Annotated in this window: 27 protein-coding genes and 1 tRNA gene; 17 read left to right on the top strand and 11 right to left on the bottom strand. The window is 58.6% G+C overall.

Annotation, left to right across the window (positions count from 1 at the left end):
• Positions 1-450: 450 nt before the first annotated feature.
• The 11 genes from NNA36_RS06830 to NNA36_RS06780 all read left to right on the top strand — a co-directional run bounded on the left by NNA36_RS06830 (position 451) and on the right by NNA36_RS06780 (position 9751).
• Positions 451-1650, top strand: coding sequence for an integrase family protein (locus NNA36_RS06830; protein WP_255105580.1), 1200 nt, complete (start codon positions 451-453; stop codon positions 1648-1650).
• Between the two features lie 281 nt (positions 1651-1931).
• Positions 1932-2240: a helix-turn-helix domain-containing protein gene (locus NNA36_RS06825; RefSeq protein WP_255105578.1), complete on the top strand. Its 309-nt coding sequence runs from the start codon at positions 1932-1934 to the stop codon at positions 2238-2240.
• Between the two features lie 6 nt (positions 2241-2246).
• Complete coding sequence (locus NNA36_RS06820; RefSeq protein WP_255105575.1) at positions 2247-3200, top strand: hypothetical protein; 954 nt, start codon at positions 2247-2249, stop codon at positions 3198-3200.
• Between the two features lie 232 nt (positions 3201-3432).
• Positions 3433-3627 carry a hypothetical protein gene (locus tag NNA36_RS06815; RefSeq protein ID WP_255105573.1) on the top strand — a complete coding sequence of 65 codons (195 nt, stop codon included), beginning with the start codon at positions 3433-3435 and terminating at the stop codon, positions 3625-3627.
• A gap of 386 nt (positions 3628-4013) precedes the next feature.
• On the top strand, positions 4014-5513 hold the full coding sequence (locus NNA36_RS06810) for a terminase TerL endonuclease subunit (RefSeq protein ID WP_255105572.1): 1500 nt from the start codon (positions 4014-4016) through the stop codon (positions 5511-5513).
• A complete protein-coding gene (locus NNA36_RS06805; protein ID WP_255105570.1) occupies positions 5513-5872 on the top strand; it encodes an HNH endonuclease in 360 nt (119 codons plus the stop codon). Before NNA36_RS06810 ends, NNA36_RS06805 begins: the two co-directional genes overlap by 1 nt.
• Before the next feature lie 55 nt (positions 5873-5927).
• Entirely contained in the window at positions 5928-7169 is a 1242-nt protein-coding gene (locus NNA36_RS06800) for a phage major capsid protein (protein WP_255105569.1), read from the top strand.
• A gap of 101 nt (positions 7170-7270) precedes the next feature.
• Positions 7271-7759: an HK97 family phage prohead protease gene (locus NNA36_RS06795; protein ID WP_255105567.1), complete on the top strand. Its 489-nt coding sequence runs from the start codon at positions 7271-7273 to the stop codon at positions 7757-7759.
• Entirely contained in the window at positions 7756-8310 is a 555-nt protein-coding gene (locus tag NNA36_RS06790; protein ID WP_255105565.1) for a hypothetical protein, read from the top strand. The genes NNA36_RS06795 and NNA36_RS06790 overlap by 4 nt, the downstream gene beginning before the upstream one ends.
• Positions 8307-9368, top strand: a complete 1062-nt coding sequence (locus NNA36_RS06785; RefSeq protein ID WP_255105563.1) for a phage portal protein — start codon at positions 8307-8309, stop codon at positions 9366-9368. The genes NNA36_RS06790 and NNA36_RS06785 overlap by 4 nt, the downstream gene beginning before the upstream one ends.
• Entirely contained in the window at positions 9365-9751 is a 387-nt protein-coding gene (locus tag NNA36_RS06780) for a hypothetical protein (protein WP_255105561.1), read from the top strand. The genes NNA36_RS06785 and NNA36_RS06780 overlap by 4 nt, the downstream gene beginning before the upstream one ends.
• Before the next feature lie 186 nt (positions 9752-9937).
• Here the strand turns inward: NNA36_RS06780 and NNA36_RS06775 are convergent, their stop codons facing one another.
• The 3 genes from NNA36_RS06775 to NNA36_RS06765 form a co-directional block, all read right to left on the bottom strand.
• Positions 9938-10780: an HNH endonuclease gene (locus tag NNA36_RS06775; RefSeq protein WP_255105559.1), complete on the bottom strand. Its 843-nt coding sequence runs from the start codon at positions 10778-10780 to the stop codon at positions 9938-9940.
• 156 nt (positions 10781-10936) lie between these two features.
• Positions 10937-11012, bottom strand: a tRNA-Thr gene (locus tag NNA36_RS06770).
• Between the two features lie 50 nt (positions 11013-11062).
• Entirely contained in the window at positions 11063-12721 is a 1659-nt protein-coding gene (locus NNA36_RS06765) for an iron ABC transporter permease (protein WP_255105557.1), read from the bottom strand.
• A gap of 83 nt (positions 12722-12804) precedes the next feature.
• Between NNA36_RS06765 and NNA36_RS06760 the strand changes: the two genes are divergently transcribed.
• Entirely contained in the window at positions 12805-13686 is an 882-nt protein-coding gene (locus NNA36_RS06760) for a hypothetical protein (protein ID WP_255105555.1), read from the top strand.
• A 29-nt stretch (positions 13687-13715) separates the two neighbouring features.
• Here the strand turns inward: NNA36_RS06760 and NNA36_RS06755 are convergent, their stop codons facing one another.
• On the bottom strand, positions 13716-13991 hold the full coding sequence (locus tag NNA36_RS06755) for a DUF2312 domain-containing protein (protein ID WP_255105553.1): 276 nt from the start codon (positions 13989-13991) through the stop codon (positions 13716-13718).
• Positions 13992-14208: 217 nt separating this feature from the next.
• Here NNA36_RS06755 and NNA36_RS06750 point away from each other — a divergent pair, with 217 nt between their 5' ends.
• Positions 14209-14424, top strand: coding sequence for a hypothetical protein (locus tag NNA36_RS06750; RefSeq protein ID WP_255105551.1), 216 nt, complete (start codon positions 14209-14211; stop codon positions 14422-14424).
• Here NNA36_RS06750 and NNA36_RS06745 read toward each other — a convergent pair.
• The 3 genes from NNA36_RS06745 to NNA36_RS06735 form a co-directional block, all read right to left on the bottom strand.
• Positions 14421-16514 carry a 3-hydroxyacyl-CoA dehydrogenase NAD-binding domain-containing protein gene (locus NNA36_RS06745; RefSeq protein ID WP_255105549.1) on the bottom strand — a complete coding sequence of 698 codons (2094 nt, stop codon included), beginning with the start codon at positions 16512-16514 and terminating at the stop codon, positions 14421-14423. The two genes, NNA36_RS06750 and NNA36_RS06745, sit on opposite strands and share 4 nt — an antisense overlap.
• Positions 16515-16654: 140 nt before the next feature.
• A complete protein-coding gene (locus tag NNA36_RS06740; protein ID WP_255105547.1) occupies positions 16655-16870 on the bottom strand; it encodes a hypothetical protein in 216 nt (71 codons plus the stop codon).
• A 28-nt stretch (positions 16871-16898) separates the two neighbouring features.
• Positions 16899-17228, bottom strand: coding sequence for a TraR/DksA family transcriptional regulator (locus tag NNA36_RS06735; RefSeq protein ID WP_255105544.1), 330 nt, complete (start codon positions 17226-17228; stop codon positions 16899-16901).
• 134 nt (positions 17229-17362) lie between these two features.
• On the opposite strand from NNA36_RS06735, the gene NNA36_RS06730 reads away from it, so the two are divergent.
• The 4 genes from NNA36_RS06730 (at position 17363) to NNA36_RS06715 (ending at position 19626) form a co-directional block, all read left to right on the top strand.
• The gene (locus tag NNA36_RS06730; RefSeq protein ID WP_255105541.1) at positions 17363-18226 is read left to right on the top strand and encodes an MBL fold metallo-hydrolase; all 864 of its coding nucleotides are present in this window, start codon (positions 17363-17365) and stop codon (positions 18224-18226) included.
• A gap of 100 nt (positions 18227-18326) precedes the next feature.
• Positions 18327-18752, top strand: a complete 426-nt coding sequence (locus NNA36_RS06725; protein WP_255105604.1) for a YeeE/YedE thiosulfate transporter family protein — start codon at positions 18327-18329, stop codon at positions 18750-18752.
• Positions 18752-19186, top strand: coding sequence for a DUF6691 family protein (locus tag NNA36_RS06720; RefSeq protein WP_255105537.1), 435 nt, complete (start codon positions 18752-18754; stop codon positions 19184-19186). The genes NNA36_RS06725 and NNA36_RS06720 overlap by 1 nt, the downstream gene beginning before the upstream one ends.
• 11 nt (positions 19187-19197) lie before the next feature.
• Positions 19198-19626 (top strand): TIGR01244 family sulfur transferase, encoded by a 429-nt coding sequence (locus NNA36_RS06715; protein ID WP_255105535.1) that lies wholly within the window; start codon positions 19198-19200, stop codon positions 19624-19626.
• On the opposite strand, the gene NNA36_RS06710 is transcribed toward NNA36_RS06715, so the two are convergent.
• The 4 genes from NNA36_RS06710 to NNA36_RS06695 form a co-directional block, all read right to left on the bottom strand.
• Positions 19615-20694 carry a FliM/FliN family flagellar motor switch protein gene (locus NNA36_RS06710; RefSeq protein ID WP_255105534.1) on the bottom strand — a complete coding sequence of 360 codons (1080 nt, stop codon included), beginning with the start codon at positions 20692-20694 and terminating at the stop codon, positions 19615-19617. The two genes, NNA36_RS06715 and NNA36_RS06710, sit on opposite strands and share 12 nt — an antisense overlap.
• Before the next feature lie 69 nt (positions 20695-20763).
• Complete coding sequence (locus NNA36_RS06705; protein ID WP_255105533.1) at positions 20764-23454, bottom strand: ATP-binding protein; 2691 nt, start codon at positions 23452-23454, stop codon at positions 20764-20766.
• Positions 23455-23721, bottom strand: a complete 267-nt coding sequence (locus NNA36_RS06700; RefSeq protein WP_255105532.1) for a hypothetical protein — start codon at positions 23719-23721, stop codon at positions 23455-23457.
• A complete protein-coding gene (locus tag NNA36_RS06695; RefSeq protein ID WP_255105531.1) occupies positions 23718-24086 on the bottom strand; it encodes a response regulator transcription factor in 369 nt (122 codons plus the stop codon). Before NNA36_RS06695 ends, NNA36_RS06700 begins: the two co-directional genes overlap by 4 nt.
• Positions 24087-24111 lie beyond the last annotated feature (25 nt).

Here is a 24111-nt window from a genome sequence, read left to right as displayed (position 1 = left end):
CTTCGATCGGCGTAGGCCAGGTGCCTTCACTCAAGTGGGGTGAAGTACTCGGAGAACGTACAGCTTGTTTCGATGACTGAGCTACATGCGTGAACTTTTTGGTTCGTCTGAAGGAGCGCGTTTTGGACAGATCTCTCGGATACTGAGAAATCACTGAACACAAATAGGTGGACTAAAAGGTGGACCGACTCAGAGGCTTCCGAACAACAAATTGTTTTTATTAATATTTCTTAGAATACTGGTGCCCCCACACGGACTCGAACCGCGGACCTACTGATTACAAATCAGAATACGAACATCTTTGAAGAACTCTCAAAACCATATAATATTATTTAAAAACAAGGCTTAGACCTTGAAATTGCACCTCAGAAAACCTTAAGTAGGTCTAACGTTTTTTAAACTACTTGCTTACATAGTGCTTACACATCGAGCCTACGGAGGGTTCAAGCCATGAGTAAAATGAAGCTAACAAAGGCCAGTATTGACGCCTTGCCGCATCCTGACAATGGTCAGAAAATCCACTGGGATAGTGAGCAACCGGGGTTCGGGGTTCGGGTCACCCCTGGTGCGAAAACGTATATTGCGCAAAACCGTGTCGGCGGGAAAACCCGTCGCGTTAAAGTGGCCTCCGTAGGAACCCTATCTGTTGCCGAAGCCCGCAAGGAAGCGCAGAAACAGCTAGGTCAGATGGCCACCGGGATTGACGTGAACAAAGCCAAGACCGAAGCCAAAGCCAAAGGGATCACCCTTAAGGAAGCCAAGACCAAGTTTCTGGACAAGCCCAAGCTAGGTGAGAAATCCCGCTACGACTACGGGCGCGTGTTCATCACGTATTTTTCAGACTGGAACGACAAGGCTCTGAAAGACATCACATCCCAAATGTTCGCGAAGCGGTTCACCAAGCTGCAACAAGAAAACGGACAAGCCACCGCAAACAAGGCGCTGCGGGTGTTCCGGTCGATGTGGAACTACACCCGCACCGTTCATCTGGTGGACGGAATGCCGATCCTGCCAGAGTGCCCCATTTTCATTGTGAAGGCTGAGGGGGCCTATGAGGAAGTCTCCAGACGCGAAGCCACAGTATTGGACGCCCTGCCCGCTTGGTTCGATTGCCTCGAAAATCTCGACACAGCCGCACACAAGCCCGCTGGTGACGCTTTCAAGGATTATGTAGCCCTATTGCTGCGGACGGGCCTAAGGGCCTCTGAGGCCGCTTCTATGCGCTGGGAAGACATTGACCTTGACGTGGGAACCTTCACCGTTCGGAATACCAAGAACGGCACCGATCACACATTGCCGATTGTGCCCCAAGTCGCCGCGATTTTTGAACGCAGACGCGAGGCTCAAACTGAAGGTTTTGTGTTCCCAGCGAATGGCAGAACGGGACACCTTGGCCAGCCGCGCAAGTATCTGGACAAGCATCGCAAGGCCATGGGCCTTCACTGGAATTTGCACGACCTCAGACGTAGTTTCGCCACGGTGGCGACAACGGCCAAAATCGACGGATACACACTCAAGGCCCTGTTGAACCACTCCCGCAAGTCGAACGACGTCACCGCTGGCTATGTGAACTTGAGCGCCGAAGACTTGCGCGAGCCGATGCAAAAAATCAATGATCACCTAGACGAACTTGCTCAAGGTAAGATCTGATCTAGCTCAATAAATCACCCTAACCCACCTTCAAAGCGTCGTGCAAATATATGATGTAACGACATTTTTTACCTCCCTTTCTCAACCTTGAAAAACCTTGTTGACACCGTCTTTGAAAATACGCCACGGTTTTGGAACGAACCCACGCAAGGAGTGCACCGGAGTTTCGTCGTCGTCCACGAGGCGGCGTATCGAACTAAAACTGGTGATCCGCGCGGGGGCATTCCCTCTAATTCAGGCTGTTTCCTGTCTCGGATCAAAACGAGAAAGGACGCCCTATCATGGGTCTGAAAATCAAGAAGCCGATAAAGTCGGCACCGAAGACCGCACCAGCTCTGGTGCAAGCCACTCCCCCCGCGAGTGCTGCCGATCTGGCGAAAGCGCAACCGATCACCGTCTTGCCACTGGTGAAAGAACCCGTTGCCGCTCAAATCTTGGGCGTGTCTGCCCAATACCTTTCCCGCGACCGCTGGTACGCCAAGAAGGAAGGTATCCCGCCTAAGGTGCCATTCATCAAGGTTGCCGGTGGTGCTGTGCGCTATGCGGTGGCTGATCTGCAAGCAGTTATCGACGCCAATCGCGTGGGGTGAGGCGGAATGTCGAACACATGGAAAAACCCGAAAAGCCGCCGCCCGGAGCCTTATGACCCGCTAGTGAAGAACTATCAGCGGCTCATGCAGACGAGCTTCTTGCTGACCGCTGACAAGATGGGAAGCAAATCACGCGCGCAAGCCGCAATCATGGCTCACTCGCTGATCTGGTATCCCTACCGGCAACAATGCGGAAAGATTGGCGAATGGTCATTTGCCACTCATGAGACGCTGGCCAAGAAAAACGCGATCACTGTCAGGCAATCTCAAGACGCTGTTGCAGCCCTGAAACGCCACGAACGGATCGAAACCAATCAGCGCAAAGTGAAAGGCGTAAAAACGCTTCACATGCGCCCGAGCGGGGCCACACTCAAGCTAGTGAATATGTTGGGGTACGCATGGAAACACTACGGTTCCAGCCTTCAATCGGTTTGGGATGAAGCGATGAACCTTGACCTACTAAACAGTAGTGATCCGCGAAACTTGACCCTGCATCACTTGGTGAAGGAGTGGGACAAAGGCGAACAGGGCATGACCCTGTTGCTGCCGATGGTGCAGGAAATCTGGACGGCATCAAAGGGTCGCTTGGCTAGGAACCAAGTCCCGGCCCACGGTGATTTACCTGCCACCAAATCCCCGCTCACAGGGACACCGGTTTCGCCGTCCACGGTGGTTTCTTATACAGAAACAGAAAAAGAAACAGAAAGTAGTGAAGCAGAACCTGGCATTGCCGGTTTGGACGGGAAGGACCTTAAGAGGAATAGTGTTCTCGGGAAGAAGAGGAAGAAGAAGCCCTCATATAGCCTTCACGCTGATCTGCCCCCGCAATTCGAAAACTATCAAGCGTACCTTGAACACCTGTACCCCGATCTGTCTCCGCAACAGCATGCGGCGATGTTTTTGAAGGACTATCCCGACCTACCACTGAGCGCCTTCAATGATTTCGAAGTTTCGGCTTAAAGCTTGGAAGGAACGAACATGTCTAAGACCCCGACCAAGGCCATTGGGCCAAACACCTCTGCTCTGTTGCGAAGCAAGAATGAACAGGGTGAGACCCGACGCTTATCTGTGGATCTACCCACTGACCTTCTCGACCGCTTCACAAAACTGACGACCGACCAAGGCTTGTCGAAGGCACATGTGACACGGGCAATGATAACCGATCTCCTCGAAGCAACAGGGTACTGAGAAAATGGCAAAGAACCGACGCAGCGGTATGGTGCAGATCAATCTGCACAACTACGACCGCAATCTGATGGATAGCATGGCGCAGGCCTCAAATGAGACACGACCGCAGATCATTTCCCGCCTGCTACATCGCGAAGCACTCGAACGAGGTCTAAAGCCCAAAAAGCCCGACTATCCGTCGGCACCGGTCAAGAAGTGAACATATGCTGTTGACCCAAATGGGGTATTATATTACCCTAAGTCTTAGAGCTTCATTGTCTGAAGACTGTTGTTCTATTCGTTGTCCCCGTCGCGAGAGCTAGCGATTGCGGTTCTGTCCATTGTCCTTGTGTTCGAGCGATGGTCTGACGGTGGCGACATATCATTCATTCCGATGGGCTTAGCACCCATCGCTGACGCTGGCAGCGGGATGAATGATCTACCCAGCATTCCATGACATTGCAGACGCGCGACCACGCCCCAAGGCCTAAGGGAACCCTGAGCGGGAAGAACCTTTGGCCAGATACTTTCGGAGATGGGGGAGAGGTTTCATTCTCGCGCGAAGGATCGGAACCGATGGCTCTACGGCTAACCAAGCCCCAGAAAGTGAGCGACGAAGCCAAGGCCGTGGCTGTGTGGGGCCGTGAAACCTTTGTAGTTCCTGCTGGCATATCCCGAGGCCAGCCCTTTGACCTTCATCGTTTCCAGTTGGAGTTTTTGAGCGCATACCTTGAACAGGTTGACGGTTCCCCGCGCTATCGTACCAGCGTTCTTTCGCTTCCCCGTAAAACGGGCAAGTCAACATTCATGGGCTTCCTGTTGCTGGCGCGAATGTTGCCTGACAGTCCGATATTCATTCCCATGTTCAAGGCCGTGTGTGTGGCCCCCACTGCGCGTTTTTCTAAGTTCGTTCCTCAAGCTGCCGTTGATCTGATGACTGCAATCGGGCGCGAGGATGAAATTGCTCTGCGTCACGCGCCTAGCCCCGGTCGGCTGGTGGTAGGGAATGGCCAATGCCAGCTTTTGAGCGGTGACAGCAAATCAGGCCACGGTGATGACGTTGACCTTGCCATTTTGGACGAAGCCGGATTGTTCCCGCGTCGACAAGACGAATTGTTTGACGCTACATTCAACGCCCTTGCGGCAAGGGACGGTTCGCAAATCCTGACAGGCACCCGCCTAGATAGCCCCAAGTTCTCAGAAATCCTCGAAGCCCCCGACGACGCCACCCATGTGGCCCTGTACGCGGCTGACAAGAGCGCTGACCCCGGCGATCCTGCCCAATGGGAAAAGGCCACCCCCGGCGGGTTCAAGATCAAGTCCAAGGCCTTCATTCGGGATGCATTCGAAAAGGCCAAGGCGTCGGGCAACCTCGAAGACTTCAAAACGTCTCATCTGAATTTACCGGGCAACCCCGCCCGCGAATTGCTGGTGACCTACAACACCCTGCAAAACTGTTATGAGCCAACCGCCGAACCTGAACCGGGGGAAGCCTGTTTTGTGGGGCTGGATCTTGGCGGTTCATCCAGCATGACAGCGGCTTGCGCGGTGTATGAAAGCGGCTTGGTGAAGGCAGTCGGAGCCTTCCCGGGGGAAGCTATGACCTTGCACGAGCGCGGCAAGCGTGACCGGGTGGGAACCGTCTACACCGATTGCGAGGCTGAAGGTTCATTGTTCACGACACCGGGGCGGATTACCGATCTGGACGCCTTCTTGCCGATGGTGGTCAGGATGATCGGGCCGCACACTGTCGTGAACGTGTCGTGCGACCGATACCGGCGTGAAGATCTGTTGAACGCTCTGAGCCGTGCCAAGCTGGATTGGCAACCCGTGTTTCGGGGCCAAGGCCCCCGCGACGGTGACGCGGACATTCGGGCCACCCGCAAGCTGTTCCTGTCGGGTTCTCTGAAAATGCGGCGCAGCCGATTGATTGAGGCTGGGATTGCCGAAGCTGACGTGCGGGTTCACGCCACCGGGGCCATGCAACTGGTCAAGTCCAGCCTGATGAGCCGAATTGACGTTTGTCAGGCCTTGGTTCTGGCTGCGTCGGCTCTCTACCGCGAACGGGATGCGGTCACCCCCGAATATGAAATTGAGGTGATCTGATGGGCGTGGGGCGCACCATATTGGATCACGTGGCATGGTATCGCGACACGCGGGAAGCTGTGGCCAAGCGGGCGGGGTTCCGGTGCCAGAAATGCAATCGCTTTGTCGGTATGCACGGCCAAGCCGATCACATCATTCCCCGCGCCAAATGCGAGGCGCATGGCCTGAGCGAATACGATCAATCGAACCTGCAATGGCTCTGCCAGCCTTGCCACGCATCCAAATCCGCAAAGGAAAAATGGGACGCTATCGGGCGGCGGAAAGGCCCCAAACCGATCAAGCGCAGCAATGTGCCAGGGCGAAAGCTATTCTTGGCGATGGCTGGCATTCCTCCGGATGGGAAGGGGCAACCGCCATGAAATGAGCCGATCTGCCCCCGTGCGAAATTCTCATAACACCCTGAAGGAAATTAAAATGCTGAAATCCGATGAAATTAAACTGGCGCAATCCAAGCGTCGTGAGAAAATGGCCGCGATCCAAAAGGCCGATGAAATCACCGACGCCGCCCGCTCCGAACTGCGCTCACTCACCGAAGCCTATGAGGGCGCAGAAATCGAGTATCGTGCGGCCTTGGTGCTGGAAAGTGCCGAACGCGACAAGATCAAGGAACCCGACAACGCGGACAAAGACTTTGCTGCCGAATGTCGCGCCTTTGATCTGGCCACACTGGTGGAAACCCTCGAAGGTCAGCGCGTCATTGAGGGCCGTGAAGCCGAAGTGATTGCAGAACTCGAAGTGCGCAATGGCAAGGCCTCCCGGGGCACTTATCTGCCGTGGGAAGCCCTGCAAACCCGCGCGGACGCAACGATTACCGCACCGGACAGTTCCGGCGGCAAGCTGGCCAGCCGTCCGACGATGAACGCCCTCGAACGCCTGTTCGAACAATCGGCGGCTCAATCGTTTGGCGTCCAGACCATTCAGGTGACCGGCAAGCCCCGGTTCCCTGAAATGACCGCTGGGGCCTCTGCATCGTGGGTGGCCGAAGGCTCGGGCGCAGATGCTGCTGCAATTACCACAGCGGTGAAGGAACCTACCCTGCGCACCCTTACGGCCCGCTACCTACTGACCCGTCAGGCAATCCGCGAGAACTCGGCTCTTGAACCGATGCTGCGTCGTGATCTGTCCGAAGTGATCCGCGAGGCTCTTGACCTTGCCGTATTCCAAGGCACCGGGGCAGATCAACAGCCCACTGGCCTCGAAAACCTTGGCAGCATCACCAGCAAGGACGCAGGTGGGACCGAAGCCACCTATCAGAACTGGGTGGACTGGATCACCGAAGTGATGGTCTCGGCCAAGCTGAACAGCATGGACGGCATTCATGTTGCAGGCGTTCCGTTCATGCTGGCGTCGTTGCTGAAAACGTCCTTTGGCGACGGGTTCACGCAACTGGACATGATGAAAAAGATCACGTCCAAACTGACGTTCTCGACCCAAGTCAGTGATACTGCCGGTGACACCGCAACTGCCTATATCGGGGCTACCAAGGGTCATGCTTATGTGCCCATGTGGGGTGCCCCTGAGTTGATTGTTGATCCGTACTCGGAAAGCAAAACCGGCAAGGTGGCGCTGACGGTGTTCGCATTCCCTGATGTGCTGGTACAGCGTCAGGATACGCATTTCCTCAAGGTGACCAACGTCGCCAAGACAGCGGCGTAACAATGGAATGCCGCGCCATATGGGCCGCACAATCCCTTGAGGTGCGGCAACAAGGGGGGCGTCCGACGATTTTAGGACGTTTCCCTTACAAAGCTCTTGCGGTGCTTGCTGACCGGGGCACCGTGCGAAAGGAAACCATTCTGCCGGGGGCCTTTGACTTCACGTTGAAAGACCCCGACCGCGAAGTGAACTTGTTAGTGGGCCATTCCTTTGACCGCCCGCTTGCCTCGAAACGTTCCAACACGATGGAATTCAATGACACCGAAGATTTTCTTGAGTTCATCGCGACAATTCCCGAAGGGGCCGAACGTGCCACCCATGTGACAGACGCCCTTGCGATGGTCGGGGCCGGTCTGATCAAGGGCGTGTCACCGGGCTTTCGGGTGCCACCCAAGGACGTGGTACCGGATGCTGAACGGCTGGTGCCCGAGCCGGGAAATCCCGGCGTCATGATCCGAGAACTGTCAGCCTTGCTCTTGTATGAACTCAGTCTGGTGACCCGCCCCGCATATGAGGCGAGTGAGGCCGAACTTAGAGCGGTGGGCTGTGCAAACATTTGCACAAAACCTCAAAGGATCATTCTGCCATGATCGAACACATTTCAACCGACTTCACCCGTGGCGAACTGCCAGCTTCTCCCATTGCCTCTGAGGTGGCGCTAGAAGCGGGCGTGACAGAAGCTCAAGCCCAAGCGTTGATTTCAGCGGCATGGGAACAGGCCGAAACCTTTACGGGCCGCACATACTACCCCGTGACGGCTGGTAGCGTAGTTTTGAGGGTTAAGGGGGCCGAACTCTACACTTGGCCCCGCTATCCCTTCCCCGAGACTCTGACAGTCGAAGCCCTGAGCGGCGGCGAATGGGTGTCCCATTCTGAAACCTACATTGCCGGGATGATCGAACTCGAAGGTCCATTGACCTATCGTCTGACCCAACCAGACACAGTGACGCCACCGACACCCAAGTCTCACGTGCTGCAAGCGGTGTTCAATCTGGCGGTCTATCAACTGGTGTATTCGCCCCAACGGCGTGAATTCAAGTCACAGAACGCCGGTGACAGCGGATTTACCCGCGAACACCTCATGGGCCTGTTCTACGGTTCGGGTGCCGGGGCGTTGCTGGCAAGTGAGGTGCGCAAATGATCTGGCCATTCAAGAAGAAACCCGATCTGGAACAGCGCAGTGCGTTCCCGGTGGTAACGGCGCAATACATCGACGCCCGACGCAAGAACCTGTCAATGGATGGCTCTGCGGCCCTGTCGGCAACGGTTGGCACCTGCGTGGGTGTTTGGTCGCGGGCATTCTCTATGCTCACCCCTGAGCCTCTGGCCGATGTGCTGACCCCTGACATTCTGGCGTCAATAGGTCTGGACCTTTGCCTAAGGGGGGAAAGCTGTTGGCACATTCGGGTTCACGCCAATGAGCTGGAACTGGTGCGCGTTGCGTATTGGGATGAATTTGCAGACGGAAAGTTTCACCTGCATATCGCCAAGGTGAGCAGCACCGAAACCGTGAAGGCGCTGGCCCCAGAGGTGCTAAAACTGGTGATCAATCCCGACCCCGCAACCCCGTGGCAAGGCCGAAGCCCATTTGCGCTCATGGGGCTATCCCCCACGCTGATGGCTGAAATTGAACAGGCAGTCTCTGCGGCTCTGCCCATGACCGGCAAAGGCCTGTTGCCGATGTCGGCAAGCATTCCCGAGGAACAACAATCAAAGGCCCTTTCTGGCTTGCGCAATGGCTCGCTTGCCGTGGTCACGTCCAAGGCCGATTTTGCCACTCATGCCGGTGGGGACCGTTCCGAACTAAGGCGCGTTGACTTGACCCCCGATCTGCAAAAGGCCGATCTAAACCCCGCGACCACTAGCTTGCACGAACGCTTGCTGACAGCGGCGGGCGTTCCACCAGCCCTGATGACCTCCAACGGGAACGCGGGGGCCATGAGGGAAGCTTATCGCTTGTTCGCCTTACAGACTGTTGACCCTCTGGCACGGATGATCACCCCCGAATTGACAGCCAAACTAGGCATCACCCGCCTGAGCCTTGACGCCTTGATGTCCAGCGACGTGGCGGGCCGTGCTCGTGCCGTGGGTGTTCTGGTGAACTCTGGTGTGCCTCTTGCGACGGCCATGCAGTTGGTCGGCTGGGAAGGCTTGTCCCTGCCCAAGGCACATCCAGCCAAAGAGGAACCCGCCGAATGACCTATTCCGCCACACTGAAACGGGCCGCAAGGTTCAACCCCGCTTGGAAACCCGCCAAGCTTTACCGCATTGCCATTGAAGACGGGACCGCCCTGACCGATGGCGCGGGGGGCTTTCAATATGATCTGATTGACGACACGTTCGGCATGAGGGATTGGCAGCGCGAAGATAGTTTCACGACCCTAGAGCCGTATAACGGTGACGCAAACCTACTGCTGATAACCAATGAAACCCCCGACAAATTCGATCTGATCCAATGGAATGGCGATTACTACAACCCGCTAGAGGTGATGGGCGGTGACGGATATGGCGGAACAATCAAGGTACGCGTGAAGGCCCTTCCCGAGACTGAGACAATCACCATTCGCAACAACACCGTTTAGACATGACCCCGCACCCAACCTTACCCACACTTCCCACCGACCCGACAGACGCAGACTTTCGGGCCTATGCCCGTGAGTTGGTGGAAATCATCATTGCTGCAGGCGTCCCTGCCTTGAAGCTTCAGGGCTTCACGGAACCAGACTTTTTTGAGCTGCGAAGGCTGGCGCATTCCGTCTCGACCAAGATCACGCCCTTCGACCTAGCCAGCCTGCGTTATTTTGCCTCCAAGCTTGAAAAGCACGCTCCCAAGCGACTTCGCTAGAGAGCTTCAAGGGAAAAAATTTTGCTTTAGGTGAATGCATCGCGTAATTTGGCCAGAGTAAGCGGTTCTTTTGATCACCCCGATAAATCGCTACTGGTGAATTTCTCACTGTAGCGTCTTGGAGGTTGATACCTTCAAAGTCAGTATTCTTCGGAGTAAATTTGTAGTCGTTCCCCAAGATAGAGAACTTCCCAAAAACGCTCACCACGTCTTCGTTTCGCATATCAACACTAAAATACGTTTCTCTTTCTTTCTTTTGAACAGTCAAAACATTCGTTGCAAAACTCACGTCCCACATGTTCTCAGTATTCACGAGCAAATCGTTGTCTTTGATTAAAATACTAGGCCACATATCCTCAGCAGGGATGTATGCAGACAGAAGAAGTTGGCCATCTTCAATTCGAAACTGGATTAATGGCGCCTCAAAAAACGAAAAAACTGTTGGAGTATTCTCGAAAGTTGTTGAGCCTACTCTCAGTTTGGTCACAGCTTTGTCGGTTCCGAGTTCCCCATAGATTTTCCCTTTGATACGATTGAAGGGGTTTTCCTTAAGTTCGTAGGCCCGATTTCTCCGTAGTTTTCCAAACTTAGTGTGACATGTACCACAAAGAGCGACCATATGATCCGGATCGTTGTGTTTCTTTTCGCTCCAAGGAATTATGTGGTGATACTCTAGAATTGGATTTCCACATGAAGCACAGCCGAAGCACGCCTCTTGCCTCAATTGGCGTCTAACTCCCAACGGAATGTATCTATTTTTACCCATTGTTCTTCATTCTCTTTTTGTCAGCATTCTTTGTTCTAATTTCGTCAGCTGATTTTAAAAAATTTTAAACAACTTGATTACATAGCGCTTACACCAAACCCACTAGAAAATCAAACAAAGTGAAAAGCACATAAGCCATTGAAATAATTAATGAAATGGTGCCCCCAGAGAGACTCGAACTCCCGACCCACTGATTACAAATCAGTTGCTCTACCAGCTGAGCTATAGGGGCACTGGCACGCGTTTAAGCGCAAAAAATGGGGGCTGCAAGTGTTAAGTTGATCACCGGTTTGCGCGCGCCAAAAAACCCACCGCGACCATCCCCACAAGCACGATCATGATCGCGCCAGGGCTGGCATCGCCGAGGTTTTCCAGACTGGCCTGATCATGCACCCGCGTGGCCAGCGTATCAAAGTTGAAAGGCCGCAAAAGCATGGTCGCGGGCAATTCCTTGACACAGTCCACGAACACCAGAAGCAGCGCTGACCCAACCGTGGCACGGATCAGCGGGAAATAGACCACCCGCAGCGTCTGTCCCCGCGTCCGCCCCAGCGAGCGCGCCGCCCAGGGCAGGCTTGGCGAGACACGTCCCATCGCGCCATCCGCCGCCCCCTGGGCAATCGCGAAGAATCGCACGCAATAGGCCAGGATGATGGCAAAGGCCGATCCCGTCAGCAAAAGTCCGGTCGGCCGCCCCGTCACCACCTCGATGAAGTCGGCCAGCCGGTTGTCGACCTGCGCCAGCGGGATCAGGATACCCACCGCCAGAACGGCCCCGGGCGCGGCGTAACCGATTGTTGTTAGTGGCAACAACAGGCGCGGCAAGGTCTTGCCCGACAAGCGCACGCCATAGACAAGGAACACGCCCGCAAGCACCGTGATCACCGCCGCGATGCTGCCCACCAGCAGCGTGTTGCGCAGCGCCTGCAACAGCGCGGGATCGCGCCACAGATCGGCATTCTCCAGTGCGTGTGACAGGATCACCCCAACCGGCAGCACGAACCCCACCGCGAGCGGAATCAGGCACAGGCCCGTGGCGACCCAGCCCCAAACGCCTGCAAGCGCCACGAGGCGCGGCGGCTGGTGGCGCGTGGTCATGGAATAGAACTGCAACTTGCGACGGCTTAGTTTTTCCAGCGTCACGAGGAAAATCACCAGCACCAGGACCACCGTCGCAATCTGCGCCGCACCACCGGCATTGTTGCTCTCCAGCCAGACACTGAAGATCCCGGTGGTCAGGGTCTGCACCGCGAAATAGTCGACCGTGCCGAAATCATTCACCGTCTCCATCATCACGATGGCGGACCCGGCCGCAATCGCGGGGCGCGCCAACGGCAGGCCCACACGGAAGAACCGCCCAAGGGCGCCGACACCCAGCGAGCGGGCCACCTCTTCTCCCGCCCCTGACTGTTCGCGGAAGGCCGCGCGGGCAAGAATGTAGACATAAGGGAACATCGCCACCGAAAGCACGATGATCGCCGCCCCCATCGAGCGGATCTCGGGGAACCAATAGTCGCGCGCGCTGCTCCATCCGAACGCCGCCCGCATCCCTGTCTGGACCGGACCCGCATACTCAAGGAAATCCACCAGCGCATAGGCCCCGACATAAGCCGGGATCGCCAGCGGCAACAAAAGCGCCCATTGCAGCCATCCCGAACCCGGGAAGGTATAGCGGCTCACCAGCCAGGCCGCGCCTGTGCCGATACTGGCCGCCAGAAGCCCGACGCTCAGCATCAGGATCAGCGTGTTGCGAAGGTAACGCGGCAAGGTGGTCGAGATCAGGTGCCCCCAGATATTCTCGGACGGAAACAGCGCCATGTAGAACACGGCGCAGATCGGCAGCAGCACGATCACCGCAATCGTCAGCGCCCCGACAGACCAGGGGCTGGGCAGCCGCGGTTTGCGTGCGGCGGGCGACATCTGGGTTTGGATCTCGGTCATGGCCCCCTGTTGCCTGAATCTGGTTTCACTGTCCAGAAACGAAGATATAATACGCCAAACTGATCAAAAAACACCGGATACTCATGCAGGTCGTACTCCACACCGGGGCGCATTTCACGGACGATGACAAGCTCCTGAAATCTCTGGCAAAAAATACCGAAATGTTTGCCGAACGCGGTATCTCTCTGCCCAAACCCAGGAGTTACCGCGCCGACATGCGCTCAACCCTCGGCGCGGTGCAGAATACGGCGCAACGTGACGAATTGCGTGCCCGCTTCCTCGACAACCTCGTTGACAAGTCGGTGAAGTCTCCCGATCGCATCCTTATGTCGCACAGCAACTTCTTCGGTGTGCCCAAGATCGCGATCCGTCAGAACATGATCTATCCCGATGCCGCGGACCGCCTGCTCGATTTCTGCAACATCTTCGAACAGGACGAGGTCGAGATCTTCCTCGCGATCCGCAACCCGGCCACCTTCCTGCCGGCGATGCTGGGGGGCACCCCCTGCAAGAGCATTGATGACCTGACCAACAATTCGATCCCGACCGCCCTGCGTTGGTCCGAACTGGTCACGCGCATCCGCGCCGCCGTCCCGCAGGCCGCCCTCACCGTCTGGTGCAACGAAGACACCCCGCTCTTATGGGAAGAACTCCTGCGCGAAATGGCCGGCCTCGACGCGACCCAGCCCATCGAAGGCGGCAACGATCTGCTGGACGAGATCATGTCAAAAGAAGGCATGAGCCGTTACCAGTCCTACATCGACAGCCACCCGGGCATGACCGAAATGCAAAAACGCCGCGTGATCGCGGCGTTCCTGGACAAGTTTGCCCTTGATGACGAGCTTGAGGAAGAACTGGATATTCCCGGCTGGACCGAGGATTTCATCGACGCGCTGACGGAAATCTACGACGAAGACCTCTACGAGATGTCCCGCCTGCCCGGCGTCAACCTGATCATGCCCTGACGCGGCCTGCGCCCGGGCATGGGCATGGATCACATGCCCAGCGCTTCCTTGTACATTTCCATCACCGCTTCTTCCTCGGCGATGTCATCCTTGTCGCGCTTGCGCAGCGCGATGATCTTGCGCATCACCTTGGTGTCATAGCCACGCGATTTCGCCTCGGCCATCACCTCTTTCTGCTGGTCGGCGATGTCCTTCTTCTCCATCTCCAGCCGTTCGAACCGCTCGATGAACTGGCGCAGTTCGCCCGCGGTAACGCGATAGCTCGAATCCGGCGAGTTGGCTTCTTCGGTGACGTAGTCGTTCATATGGCCTCCAGGCGATGGTTTGGCGTTTTATCAGGCCCGCAACCTATCCCCCTGCCCGAACCGCCGCAAGACGCCAAAACCGGCTGACGGCGGGAAAATGCACGCCCCTTTTCCACCCCGCCGCTTGCCCCGCGCCGACACTTCCGCTAGGCCATCGCGGAACCGGTTTTACCGCGCCCGCCACAAGGCAGGGGTGCAACTCGAAAAGGATGACAGCATGCAATGGCTTGTCTGGGGCGGTGCCCTTGTTTCGCTTATCGGCCTCTGCGGCCTCGTTCTGTCGATCGTCAAGGTCGCCAAGGCCCGCAACGCCGGCCTCAGCGATGAAGACCTGCGCGCCGCCGTTCAAAAGGTGATGCCTCTGAACCTCGGCTCGCTTTTCCTGTCGGTCATCGGCCTGATGCTGGTGATCCTCGGCCTGTTCCTCGCCTAGGCATTGAGGGCGTCAAAGCCCTGCCCGTTCTTGATCAGCTCGTCAAAGATCGGCTCAAGCCGCCAGAACACGCCGTCCATCGGCGCGTTCTTCTCGATGTCGCGCTTCACGGTCAGCAGCCCGGCCAGATCAGCCGCCTTCATCGGCCCGCCCCGCCAGCGCGGGAAACCGTAGGCCAGCATCATCACCACATCGATATCCGAAGGCCGCGTGGCTATCCCCAGTCGCAACAGGCGCGCGCCCTCGTTGGCCATCGCCGCAAGACAGGCGTGCTGGATCTCCCCGGCTGAAAACCCGCGCGCCCTGATCCCAAGACGTTCGCGTTCATGGCGCAGGATCTCGATCACCTCCGGATCGGGCACACCGGCGGACTTCGGACTGTCATAAAGATAAAACCCCTTGCCGCCGTCACGCCCCTCGCGCCCAGCCTCAAGCAGAAGATCGGCGAACCGGATATCGCGCTCGCTCTCGCCCCCCTGCATGGCTCTCGCCTGCCGCTCGCCAAGGCTGCTGTTAAGGCCCTCGACATCCATCACTTGGTAAGGCCCCTTGGCCATACCCCAGTCGCGCATCGCCTCGTCCACAAGGTAGGGCGTCGTGCCCTGCTCGACCAACAGGTCCGCCGCGTGGCGATAGGCCCCAAGAATGCTGCGCCCGATATGCGCCACACCGCCGCCTGCGCGCACCGGCACCTTGCCCATGCGTCGCACCACGTCCAGCGCCGTCATCACCGCTTCCGCGCCGGATTGGGGCCCCGCCACGACCTCGACAATTCGCCCGATCCGCACCGGTCGCGAGAACCGCAACCCCACCACGTTCTGCGGGTCCTCGGTCATCTCCGCCAGTTCGCGCACATCCGTCCACAGCGACGTGGTCGCCAGCACCGTGTCCTCCCGGATCACTGCATCCAGCTGCGAATAAACCCGCTGCTTGATCTCGCGTTTCTCCGGCACCGCCTCGATCACCATGTCCACGTCCGCAAGGGCCACGAAATCGCTATGCCCGCTCAGCCGCGCCAAACCGCTTTCGACGTCCTGTGTGGAAATCTTGCCGTTGCGCGCCTGCCGGTTCAGCATGTTGGAAATCTGGTCAATCCGGTTGCGCGCAATCTGTTCCGAGTTCTCGACAATCAGCACCTCGTATCCAGCCGCGAGACAGGCCAGCACCACGCCAGTGCCCTGTCGCCCGCTACCCACGATACCAATGCGACGCACCGCCCGGCGACGCCCTGCCTCAAGTTCGGGAAACTTGGCCGCCTTGCGCTCGGAAAAGAACGCGTGCCGCAACGCCGCGCTCTGGTCCGAGGACACCAGCGTCTCGAAAGCCGCCCGCTCGAAAGTCAGCCCCTGCGCGAACGGCAAAAGCTCTGCCGCCTCGACACAGTTGATGATCTCGGCAGGCGCAAGTTCCGGGTGTTCGGCAATCGCGCTGCGCCGCGACGCCACCGCCTTCTGATAGCCGATGGGATCGGCAAACCCCTGCATCGCGTCTTTCGTCGGGCGCACCGGCGCGCCCTCTGCAATCAGCTCCTCGGCAAAGCGCAGCGCCTCCGCCTCGAGTTCCCCCTCAACGATCCGGTCGAAATAGCATTCCGCTGTCTTCGATGACGCCTCGATCGGCTTGCCCGACAGCATCAGGTCCAGCGCCGCAGACGCCCCGGCCAGCCTCGGCGTGCGCTGCGTCCCCCCGGCACCGGGCAGGATGCCCAATGTCACTTCCGGCAGGCCAACCCGCGCCCCCGTCACAGCGATCCGGTAATGCGCCGACAAGGCCACCTCGAACCCGCCGCCCAGCGCCGTGCCATGCAGCGCCGCTACAACCGGCTTGCTCGATGCCTCGATCAGGTTGCAGACCTCGGGAAGCCAGGGATCGATCGGCGGCGCGTTGAACTCCGAGATATCCGCCCCCGCAGGAAAGGTCCGTCCGCGCCCTAGGATCACTATGGCCTTTACGGTGTCGTCGGCCAGCGCACGGTCCAGACCCGCCACAAGCCCCTGCCGCACCGCCACCCCAAGGGCGTTCACCGGCGGGTTGTTCACTGCAAGAACCGCAACCTCGCCTTTGACAAGGTATTCGACCGCGTCCTCCATACCGTCGTTCCCCTACTCTCAATACACGTACTGTAATTCCCCTCCACAGTACGAAGCCCCACGCTCAAAGCAAGAAAACAAAAAGAAAAATGGCACCCGCAGTCGCCCGCGAGTGCCATTTTGCAAGTCTCCCGACCTGTTCAGATCGGCATGTTGTCGAATGCGTCTTCCACTTCTTCATCGACCAATTCAAGGTCGCGGGTCCGCAGATGCGCCGGAACCTTGCCGCCGCGCATACGAATATTTTCCAAAAGCCGGTGCAGGTCCTGGTGCAGGTTGTACCGCTCATCACCCTCTGCTGCTTCGATTTCCGGCAACAGGGCTTCGGCCTTGGCCAGAAGGTCTTCAATAGTCATTTTCTTGGTTCCTCCTCAAAAAACCAACTCACCCGGCCGTTGCAGCCGCGCAATTCTTACACAATGGCGCATCAGGCAGCACATCCAACCTTTCAGCCGAGATGTCGTCCCCACAACGCACGCAAATGCCGTATTCTCCGTCACGAATGCGTTTGAGTGCTGCACGAATACGCAGAATCTCATCTTGGCCACTCTGGCCCAACTGCTCGAGAACTTCGTCGCCTTCCCGCTCGACAGCCATCTCTTCCCAGTCTTTCGAGTTGGGTGCGTCCAGCTCTTCCTCGATCAGGTGCAGCCTTTCATCCAGCTCCGACAGGCGCTTCAAAAGGGCTTTTTTGCGGGTCGTTACATCGGTCATCGCGTCTTCCTCAAAATGCGCCCACAGACTGACACGTTCCGGTTGATCTGGCATTGATATAGGTCAACGCAACACTTCCTCTTGATACATATGCGCAAAATAATATATGTCTTTCTGCAAACGGAGGATTCTCGATGACGCCAGAAGTAACCGCCTTTTTTGACAATGCGACGAACACGATCTCGTTCGTGGTAAAAGACCCCGAAGGCGCCTCCTGCGCCATCATCGACAGCGTGCTCGACTTCGACTACTCGTCAGGTCGCACCAGCACCGCCTCGGCCGATGAGGTCATCGCCTACGTCAAGGACAACAACCTCAACGTCGAATGGCTGCTTGAAAGCCACGTCCACGCCGATCACCTTTCCGCCGCGCCCTATATCCAGGAACAGGTGGGCGGCAAGATCGGCATCGGCAAGAACATCACCATCGTTCAGGACACTTTCGGCAAGGTCTTCAACGAAGGCACCGAGTTCCAGCGCGACGGCTCGCAGTTCGACCAGCTCTTCACCGAGGGCGACAGCATCATGATCGGCCAGATGCGCTGTGACGTGCTGCACACCCCGGGCCACACCCCCGCCTGCCTGACCTATGTGATCGGCGACGCCGCCTTCGTGGGCGACACCCTCTTCATGCCCGATTTCGGCACCGCCCGCTGCGATTTCCCCGGTGGCTCCTCCGAGATCCTGTACCAGTCGATCCAGAAGATCCTCGCCCTGCCCGACGAGACCCGTATCTTCGTGGGCCACGACTACAAGGCCCCGGGTCGCGATGAATACGCGTGGGAAACCACCGTCGCGGAACAGCGGGCGCGCAACATCCACGTTGGCGAGGGCAAGGACAAGGACGCCTTTGTCGAAATGCGCGACGCACGCGACGCCACCCTCGACATGCCCAAGCTCATCATCCCCTCGCTTCAGGTCAACATGCGCGCTGGCCAGATGCCCGAACCGGATGAAAAGGGCGATGTCTTCCTGAAAGTGCCGGTCAACAAACTCTGACCCCTTTCCAAAGAACACCGGTGTCGCGTCCAAATGCGGATAGGGCGCGCCACCTCATAGTCTCGCATCAGGACCAAGAGGAAATGCGATGTTTGAATCTATCCCAGTTGATTGGATCTGGGGGCTGGTTGGCGGCCTCCTGATCGGCACCGGCGGTGCCGTCTTCCTTCTTGCCAACGGGCGCGTCATGGGCGCCAGCGGTATCATCGGCGGCCTCGTCGATGGATCGGGCCGCAGTTCGGCCATGGAACGCATTGTCTTTCTGATCGGGGTCTTCCTGCTGCCGATCGTGCTGAAACCGCTCTACCGCCCCTTCGAAACCCACGCCAGCGAGAACCTCGCCGTGCTGGTTGCAGCGGGTCTCCTTGTCGGCATCGGCACCCGTATCGCCAATGGCTGCACCTCCGGACACGGGGTCTGCGGTATCTCGCGCCTGTCGCTGCGCGGCATGGTCGCCACCGTCTTCTACATCATGGCAGGTGGCCTGACCGTGGTCCTCTTCCGTCACATTCTGGGGGTGATCTGATGCAGCGCCTTGTGTTTGCTTTCATCGCGGGTGGCCTGTTCGGTGCCGGCCTCTTCGTCTCCGGCATGACCGACACCACCAAGGTGCAGGGCTGGCTTGATGTCTTCGGCAACTGGGATCCGACCCTTGCCTTCGTGATGGGCGGGGCAATCCTGCCCATGGCCATCGCCTGGATGCTCACCAAGGGCCGCCGCCCGATTGTTGGCGGAGAGTTCCCCACCCCGCCGGAACCCAAAATCGGCCGCAACCTCGTTCTAGGCTCGGTCCTCTTCGGTGCCGGCTGGGGCCTCGCCGGCCTCTGCCCCGGACCGGCCGTTGCCTCTCTGTCTTATGGCGGTTGGCCGCACTGGGTCTTCCTCGTGGCCATGCTCGCCGGAATGTGGGCCGCACCGATGGTGCGCTCGCAACTGGACAAGGCGGTTCCAGCCGAGTAATCGAGAGCATCATGGATATTCGTCAGATCACGCCCCGATACTTCGTTGCCCCGCAAATCTCGGCCGAGGACGTTGCCGCCCTCGCCGACGCAGGGTTCACACATGTCATCTGCAACCGCCCCGATGCCGAGGTTCCGCCCTCGCATCAAGCCGATGCCATCGGTGACGCGGTAACGGCGGCCGGGTTGACCTTCGTGGTCAACCCTCTGACCCATGACACCATGACGCCCGACCGCTGCGCCCTGCAACGCAAGACGCTGGAAGAGGCCCCCGGCAAGGTTCTGGCCTATTGCGCATCCGGCACCCGCTCGACGGTGTGCTGGTCGCTGGGCCATGCCGATACCCTCACGGTTGACGAAATCGTCAACGCCGCAGCGCAGGGCGGCTATGACATGCGCCCGCTCGCGCCCCGCATCGCCTCGCTGGCGTCAGGCGGTTAAGGCGATATCATCTTCGGCCAAGCCCTCTCCCGATAACAGATCTTCCAGATCATCGAGGGCTTCGCCGTCTTCCATACCAGTCTCAAGATCCATCATCGGCATATCAAGGGCCACCTCCGGCAAATCCGACAGGTCAGGTTCGGCCACCCGCGCCTCCTCGTGCATCTGCACGAACGCCGTCGCATCTTTTTCACCGCCCTCTTCGCCCCGTCCGGCCTGCCCGATCAGCCGCACAGCCCGCGCGCCATTCATCTGGCCAAGCGTGACCTGCGCCGACACGCCCCCCTCTTCCATCACAAGCCAGGTCCGGTCCAGCACACCAGCCTCAAGCGGGATTGTCTCGCCAACCGAAAGGCCCTGAAGCTGCGACAAGGGAAGCTGCACCCGCGCCAGCACCGCATCCAGCGTGACATGGGCCGAAAGCACGCCCTGCCGCACGGTCTCTGACACCGCATCCCCGCCCTCTTGCTCCTCTGCCGGTTCCACATGGTCGGGAAAGGCCATGACAAGCCGCCCTTCGCGCGCGCCACTGGCAAGGGACACCTCCATCTCGAACAGGTGATACAGCCCGTCCCCCAGCGCCAGAACAAGTGTTCGCGCCTCTGGCACCATCGCCCCAAAGGCATAATTGCGCCCCCAGAACGACGTATCCGCCGTCTCGAGGCTCTGCGAATACCGCGTCAGCGCATCATCCAGAAGCGGTGCCATCAACGCCGCATCCACCCGTGTCGGCGGCCGCTCGCCCGCGCCTTGCGGCAACACGGTGCCGATGGTCTGATGCTCGACCACGCCACCCAACACCGGGGTTTCGATCGCGACACCTGCGGCGGGCCTCCCCTCAAGAAGCGCCATGAACCCGAAACCGGCAAACAGTTCACGCAGGTCCTCGTGTTTGACCGATGACTGCCGCACAGACCGCACCTCGAGCGGCACCCCAAGGCTGTCCTGCGCCGCCGTCTCAAGCGCGCGCCGCATCAGCCGCGCCACCGGCACGGCCCGCACCGTTCCCGCGCTGCCCTTGGGCGTCGCCATCTTTCGCAAGACCGATTTTACGTCCTGTTCCGTCATTGCCTGCTGCCTGACACGAGTATCACCCCAGTCTAGGCACACGAGGTTACCAGAGGCTTTACAACACCCCTATTCCGCCGCCTTGCGCAACGTCCTTGGAACGATCACCCGAAACGCAGCACCGCCCTGTCCCGGCAAATAGTTCACCGACCCGCCAAGCCGCGCCATGATCTCGCGGCAAATCGCCAGCCCAAGCCCCGCGCCGCCGGCTTTCATCTCCCCGACCCGCGCGAACTTCTCAAAGATAACCGCCTGATCTTTCTTGGAAATACCCGATCCGTTGTCCACGAAATCCACCAGTACCGAGGCCCCGTTCTGCACAACACGAATGGTCAGCGCGGGCGCCTCTGCATCACAGTATTTGCGCGCATTGGCGATCAGGTTGATGAACACCTGGCTCAGGCGATCCAGATCGGTATTCAGCGCAACCGCCTCCTTGGCCTGATCCCGGCGCACGGTAAACCCTTCACTGCCCGCCCCCGTCAGCGCCGAGGCCAGCGCATGATCCAGAAGCGCGCCCAGATCACCGGTCTGCACGTTAAGGTTCACCTGCCCGTTCTCAAGCACACTCAGGTCCAGCAGGTCATCCAGAAGACGGGTCAGACGCAACGCCTCGTCATGGATGATCGAGGAATACTTGACCTTCTCCACCTCGCTCAGCCGCTCGCTATCCCGCAGGATTTCCGAGAACGCCCGAATCGAGGTCATCGGCGTGCGCAATTCATGGCTCACCTGGCTCAAAAAGGCATCCTTCTGCACCGAAATCTCGGTCAGCTTCTCGTTGGCCTGCCGCAACTGCCGCGCAGTCCGGCTCTGCTCTTCCGACTTGGCCTCAAGGCGGCTGGAATACTCCATCATCTGCGCGGTTTCATCCGCCACCGCCATCAGGTCTTCCACCGAAACCGAGGCCCCGCCAACGATCTGGCCAATCATCGCATGGGCCGTCGCCGCCCCAACCGAACCCGACAACTCACGCTCCAGCACCAGCAGGAAATCCGGGCTGGGCTCGGGCAGGTAACCGCCCACACCCTGCCGTTGGGCCTCGCTTTCAAACAGGATCTGCGCCTCACGCGCGCCAAGAATACGCTGCGACATCACCATCAGGTCTTCACTCTGCGCGAAGCTGCCGCTCCAGCTCTGGAGGTTCTCCGTGTGTTCGTAGACATTCACGAACTGCGCGCCCTGTAAACGCTCAAGCGGGGTTGGAAACCCGATCAGGGACGCAAGGAAAAACACAACTGAATTCAGCGATATAGACCACAGGACTGCATGGACCAGCGGATCCATTCCCTCGATCCCGAACAACGCATAGGGCCGCAGCCAATCAATCCCGAAGATCCCGTGCTCCATTACTGTTTCCGGGATCAGAACGCCGGGGCCGAAGCTTGGCAGCATCAGGCAATAGGCCCAGACCATGAACCCCACGGTCAAACCGGCAAAGGCCCCGTTGCGTGTCGCGCCCCGCCAGAAAACCCCGCCCAGCAACACCGGCAGGAACTGCGCGACACCAGCAAAGGAAACAAGACCAATCGAGGCCAGCGCGGTGCCGCCACCCGAAAGCTGGAAATACAGGAACCCAAGGAACACCACCCCCGCAATCGAGAACCGCCGCGCCAGGATCACCACGTTGCGCACGTCGCCCGAAACCGTCGCACCGCCACCTGTCGCCGTCAGCCAGATCGGCATCACGATATGGTTCGACACCATCGTCGACAACGCCAGCGCCGCCACGATCACCATCGACGTCGCCGAGGAAAACCCACCAAGGAAAGAGAGCATCGCCAGCCCCTCGTTCCCCGTCGCCAACGGCAACGTAAGGACAAAGAGGTCAGGGTTCGATCCTTCCGGCAACAGGTCCAGCCCCACCACCGCGATTGGCACCACGAACAGGCTCATCACCATGATATAGGCCGGAAACGCCCAGGATGCGGTGCGCAGGTGGCTTTCATCATCGTTTTCCACCACCATCACCTGGAACATGCGCGGCAAGCACAGAAAGGCCGCCGCCGACAAGAAGATCAGCGAGGCCCAGCGATCTCCACGCATCTCCCACATGCCGATCTTCGAGGCATCGATCTTGTCCAGTGTCTCCGACAGGCCCCCACCAACGCCCCAGACCACGAACACCCCAACCGCCAAGAGCGCAAAAAGCTTTACGATGGCCTCCACCGCGATGGCCATGACCACACCGTGATGGCGTTCGTTCACGTCAAGGTTCCGGGTGCCGAACAGGATCGTGAACAACGCCAGCCCCATCGCGACCAACAGCGCCGTGCTTTCCTGATCCGCCAGCGCCTCAAAGGTCGATCCAGCGTCGGAAAACACCGCAAAACTAAGCGTAACCGATTGCAATTGAAGCGCAATATAGGGCGTGGTTCCGATCACGGCGAGGATCGTCACCCCCACCGCCAGCAGGTTAGACTTGCCATATCGCGAGGAAATCAGGTCGGCAATCGAGGTCGCCCGCTGTGCCCGGCCGATCCGCACCAGCTTGCGCAGGATCCACCACCAGCCAATCATCACGAGGCTCGGGCCGATATAGATAGTCAGGTATTCAAGCCCCGACCGCGCGGCATAACCTACCGCCCCGTAGAACGTCCACGCAGTACAGTAAATCGACAGCGACAGCGTATAGACCAGCGGCGACCGCAGCCACCCGCCCTTACCCCGCCGCGCCTCGCGTTCGGCGGCAAAGGCCACCACGAAGAGGAAAATCACGTAGATCAGGCAGACCGCCACAAGTATGTTGAGCGTCGCCATCTAGCCGTCCTTGAGGTTCTCGTCCACCTGCGCCGTCAACGCCAGCCGCGACAACAGCGCCGTGACGACCACCAGCCCGAACCACACCAGAAATACGTAAACCAGCGCCTTTGACGTGGTCACGCCGCCATCTTCACCCGTCGGCCACAACAGGGGCACCGCCCAGAGCAGCGCGCCGATCACCGGCATCATGCGGATCAGGTCAACAAGGCGCCTGCGGCGATAGTTTCGCCTTTGCAAGAAAACGGAACTCTGCCGCTTGCTCATGCGTCGACCAGATCGCGCACCGCCTCAAGCACTTCAGCATTAGAGAACGGCTTGGTCATGAACCGGTTCACACCGGCCTTTTCCGCCATTTCGCGATCCTTCAACTGGCCACGCGCGGTCAGCATCAGCACCGGCAGGCTCTCGGGTCCATGGGTTTCACGCAATTCGCGCAGGATGTCGAACCCGCTCTTGCCCGGCAGCATCACGTCGAGAATGAGAATATCGGGCACCGCGCCACGCACGACGTCAACCGCATCATGCCCGTTCGAATGCGTGGAAACAGCCCAGCCATCCCGCGACAGGATGAAACTGATCGCCTCAATAATGTTCGGCTCGTCCTCAATCAGAAGAACGCTCTTTCCCATACATTATACCCTCCCTGCCTCAACC

Source organism: Shimia sp. CNT1-13L.2 (assembly GCF_024331145.1).
Classification (GTDB): Bacteria; Pseudomonadota; Alphaproteobacteria; order Rhodobacterales; family Rhodobacteraceae; genus Shimia.
This window is presented reverse-complemented; position numbering and strand designations above follow the sequence as displayed.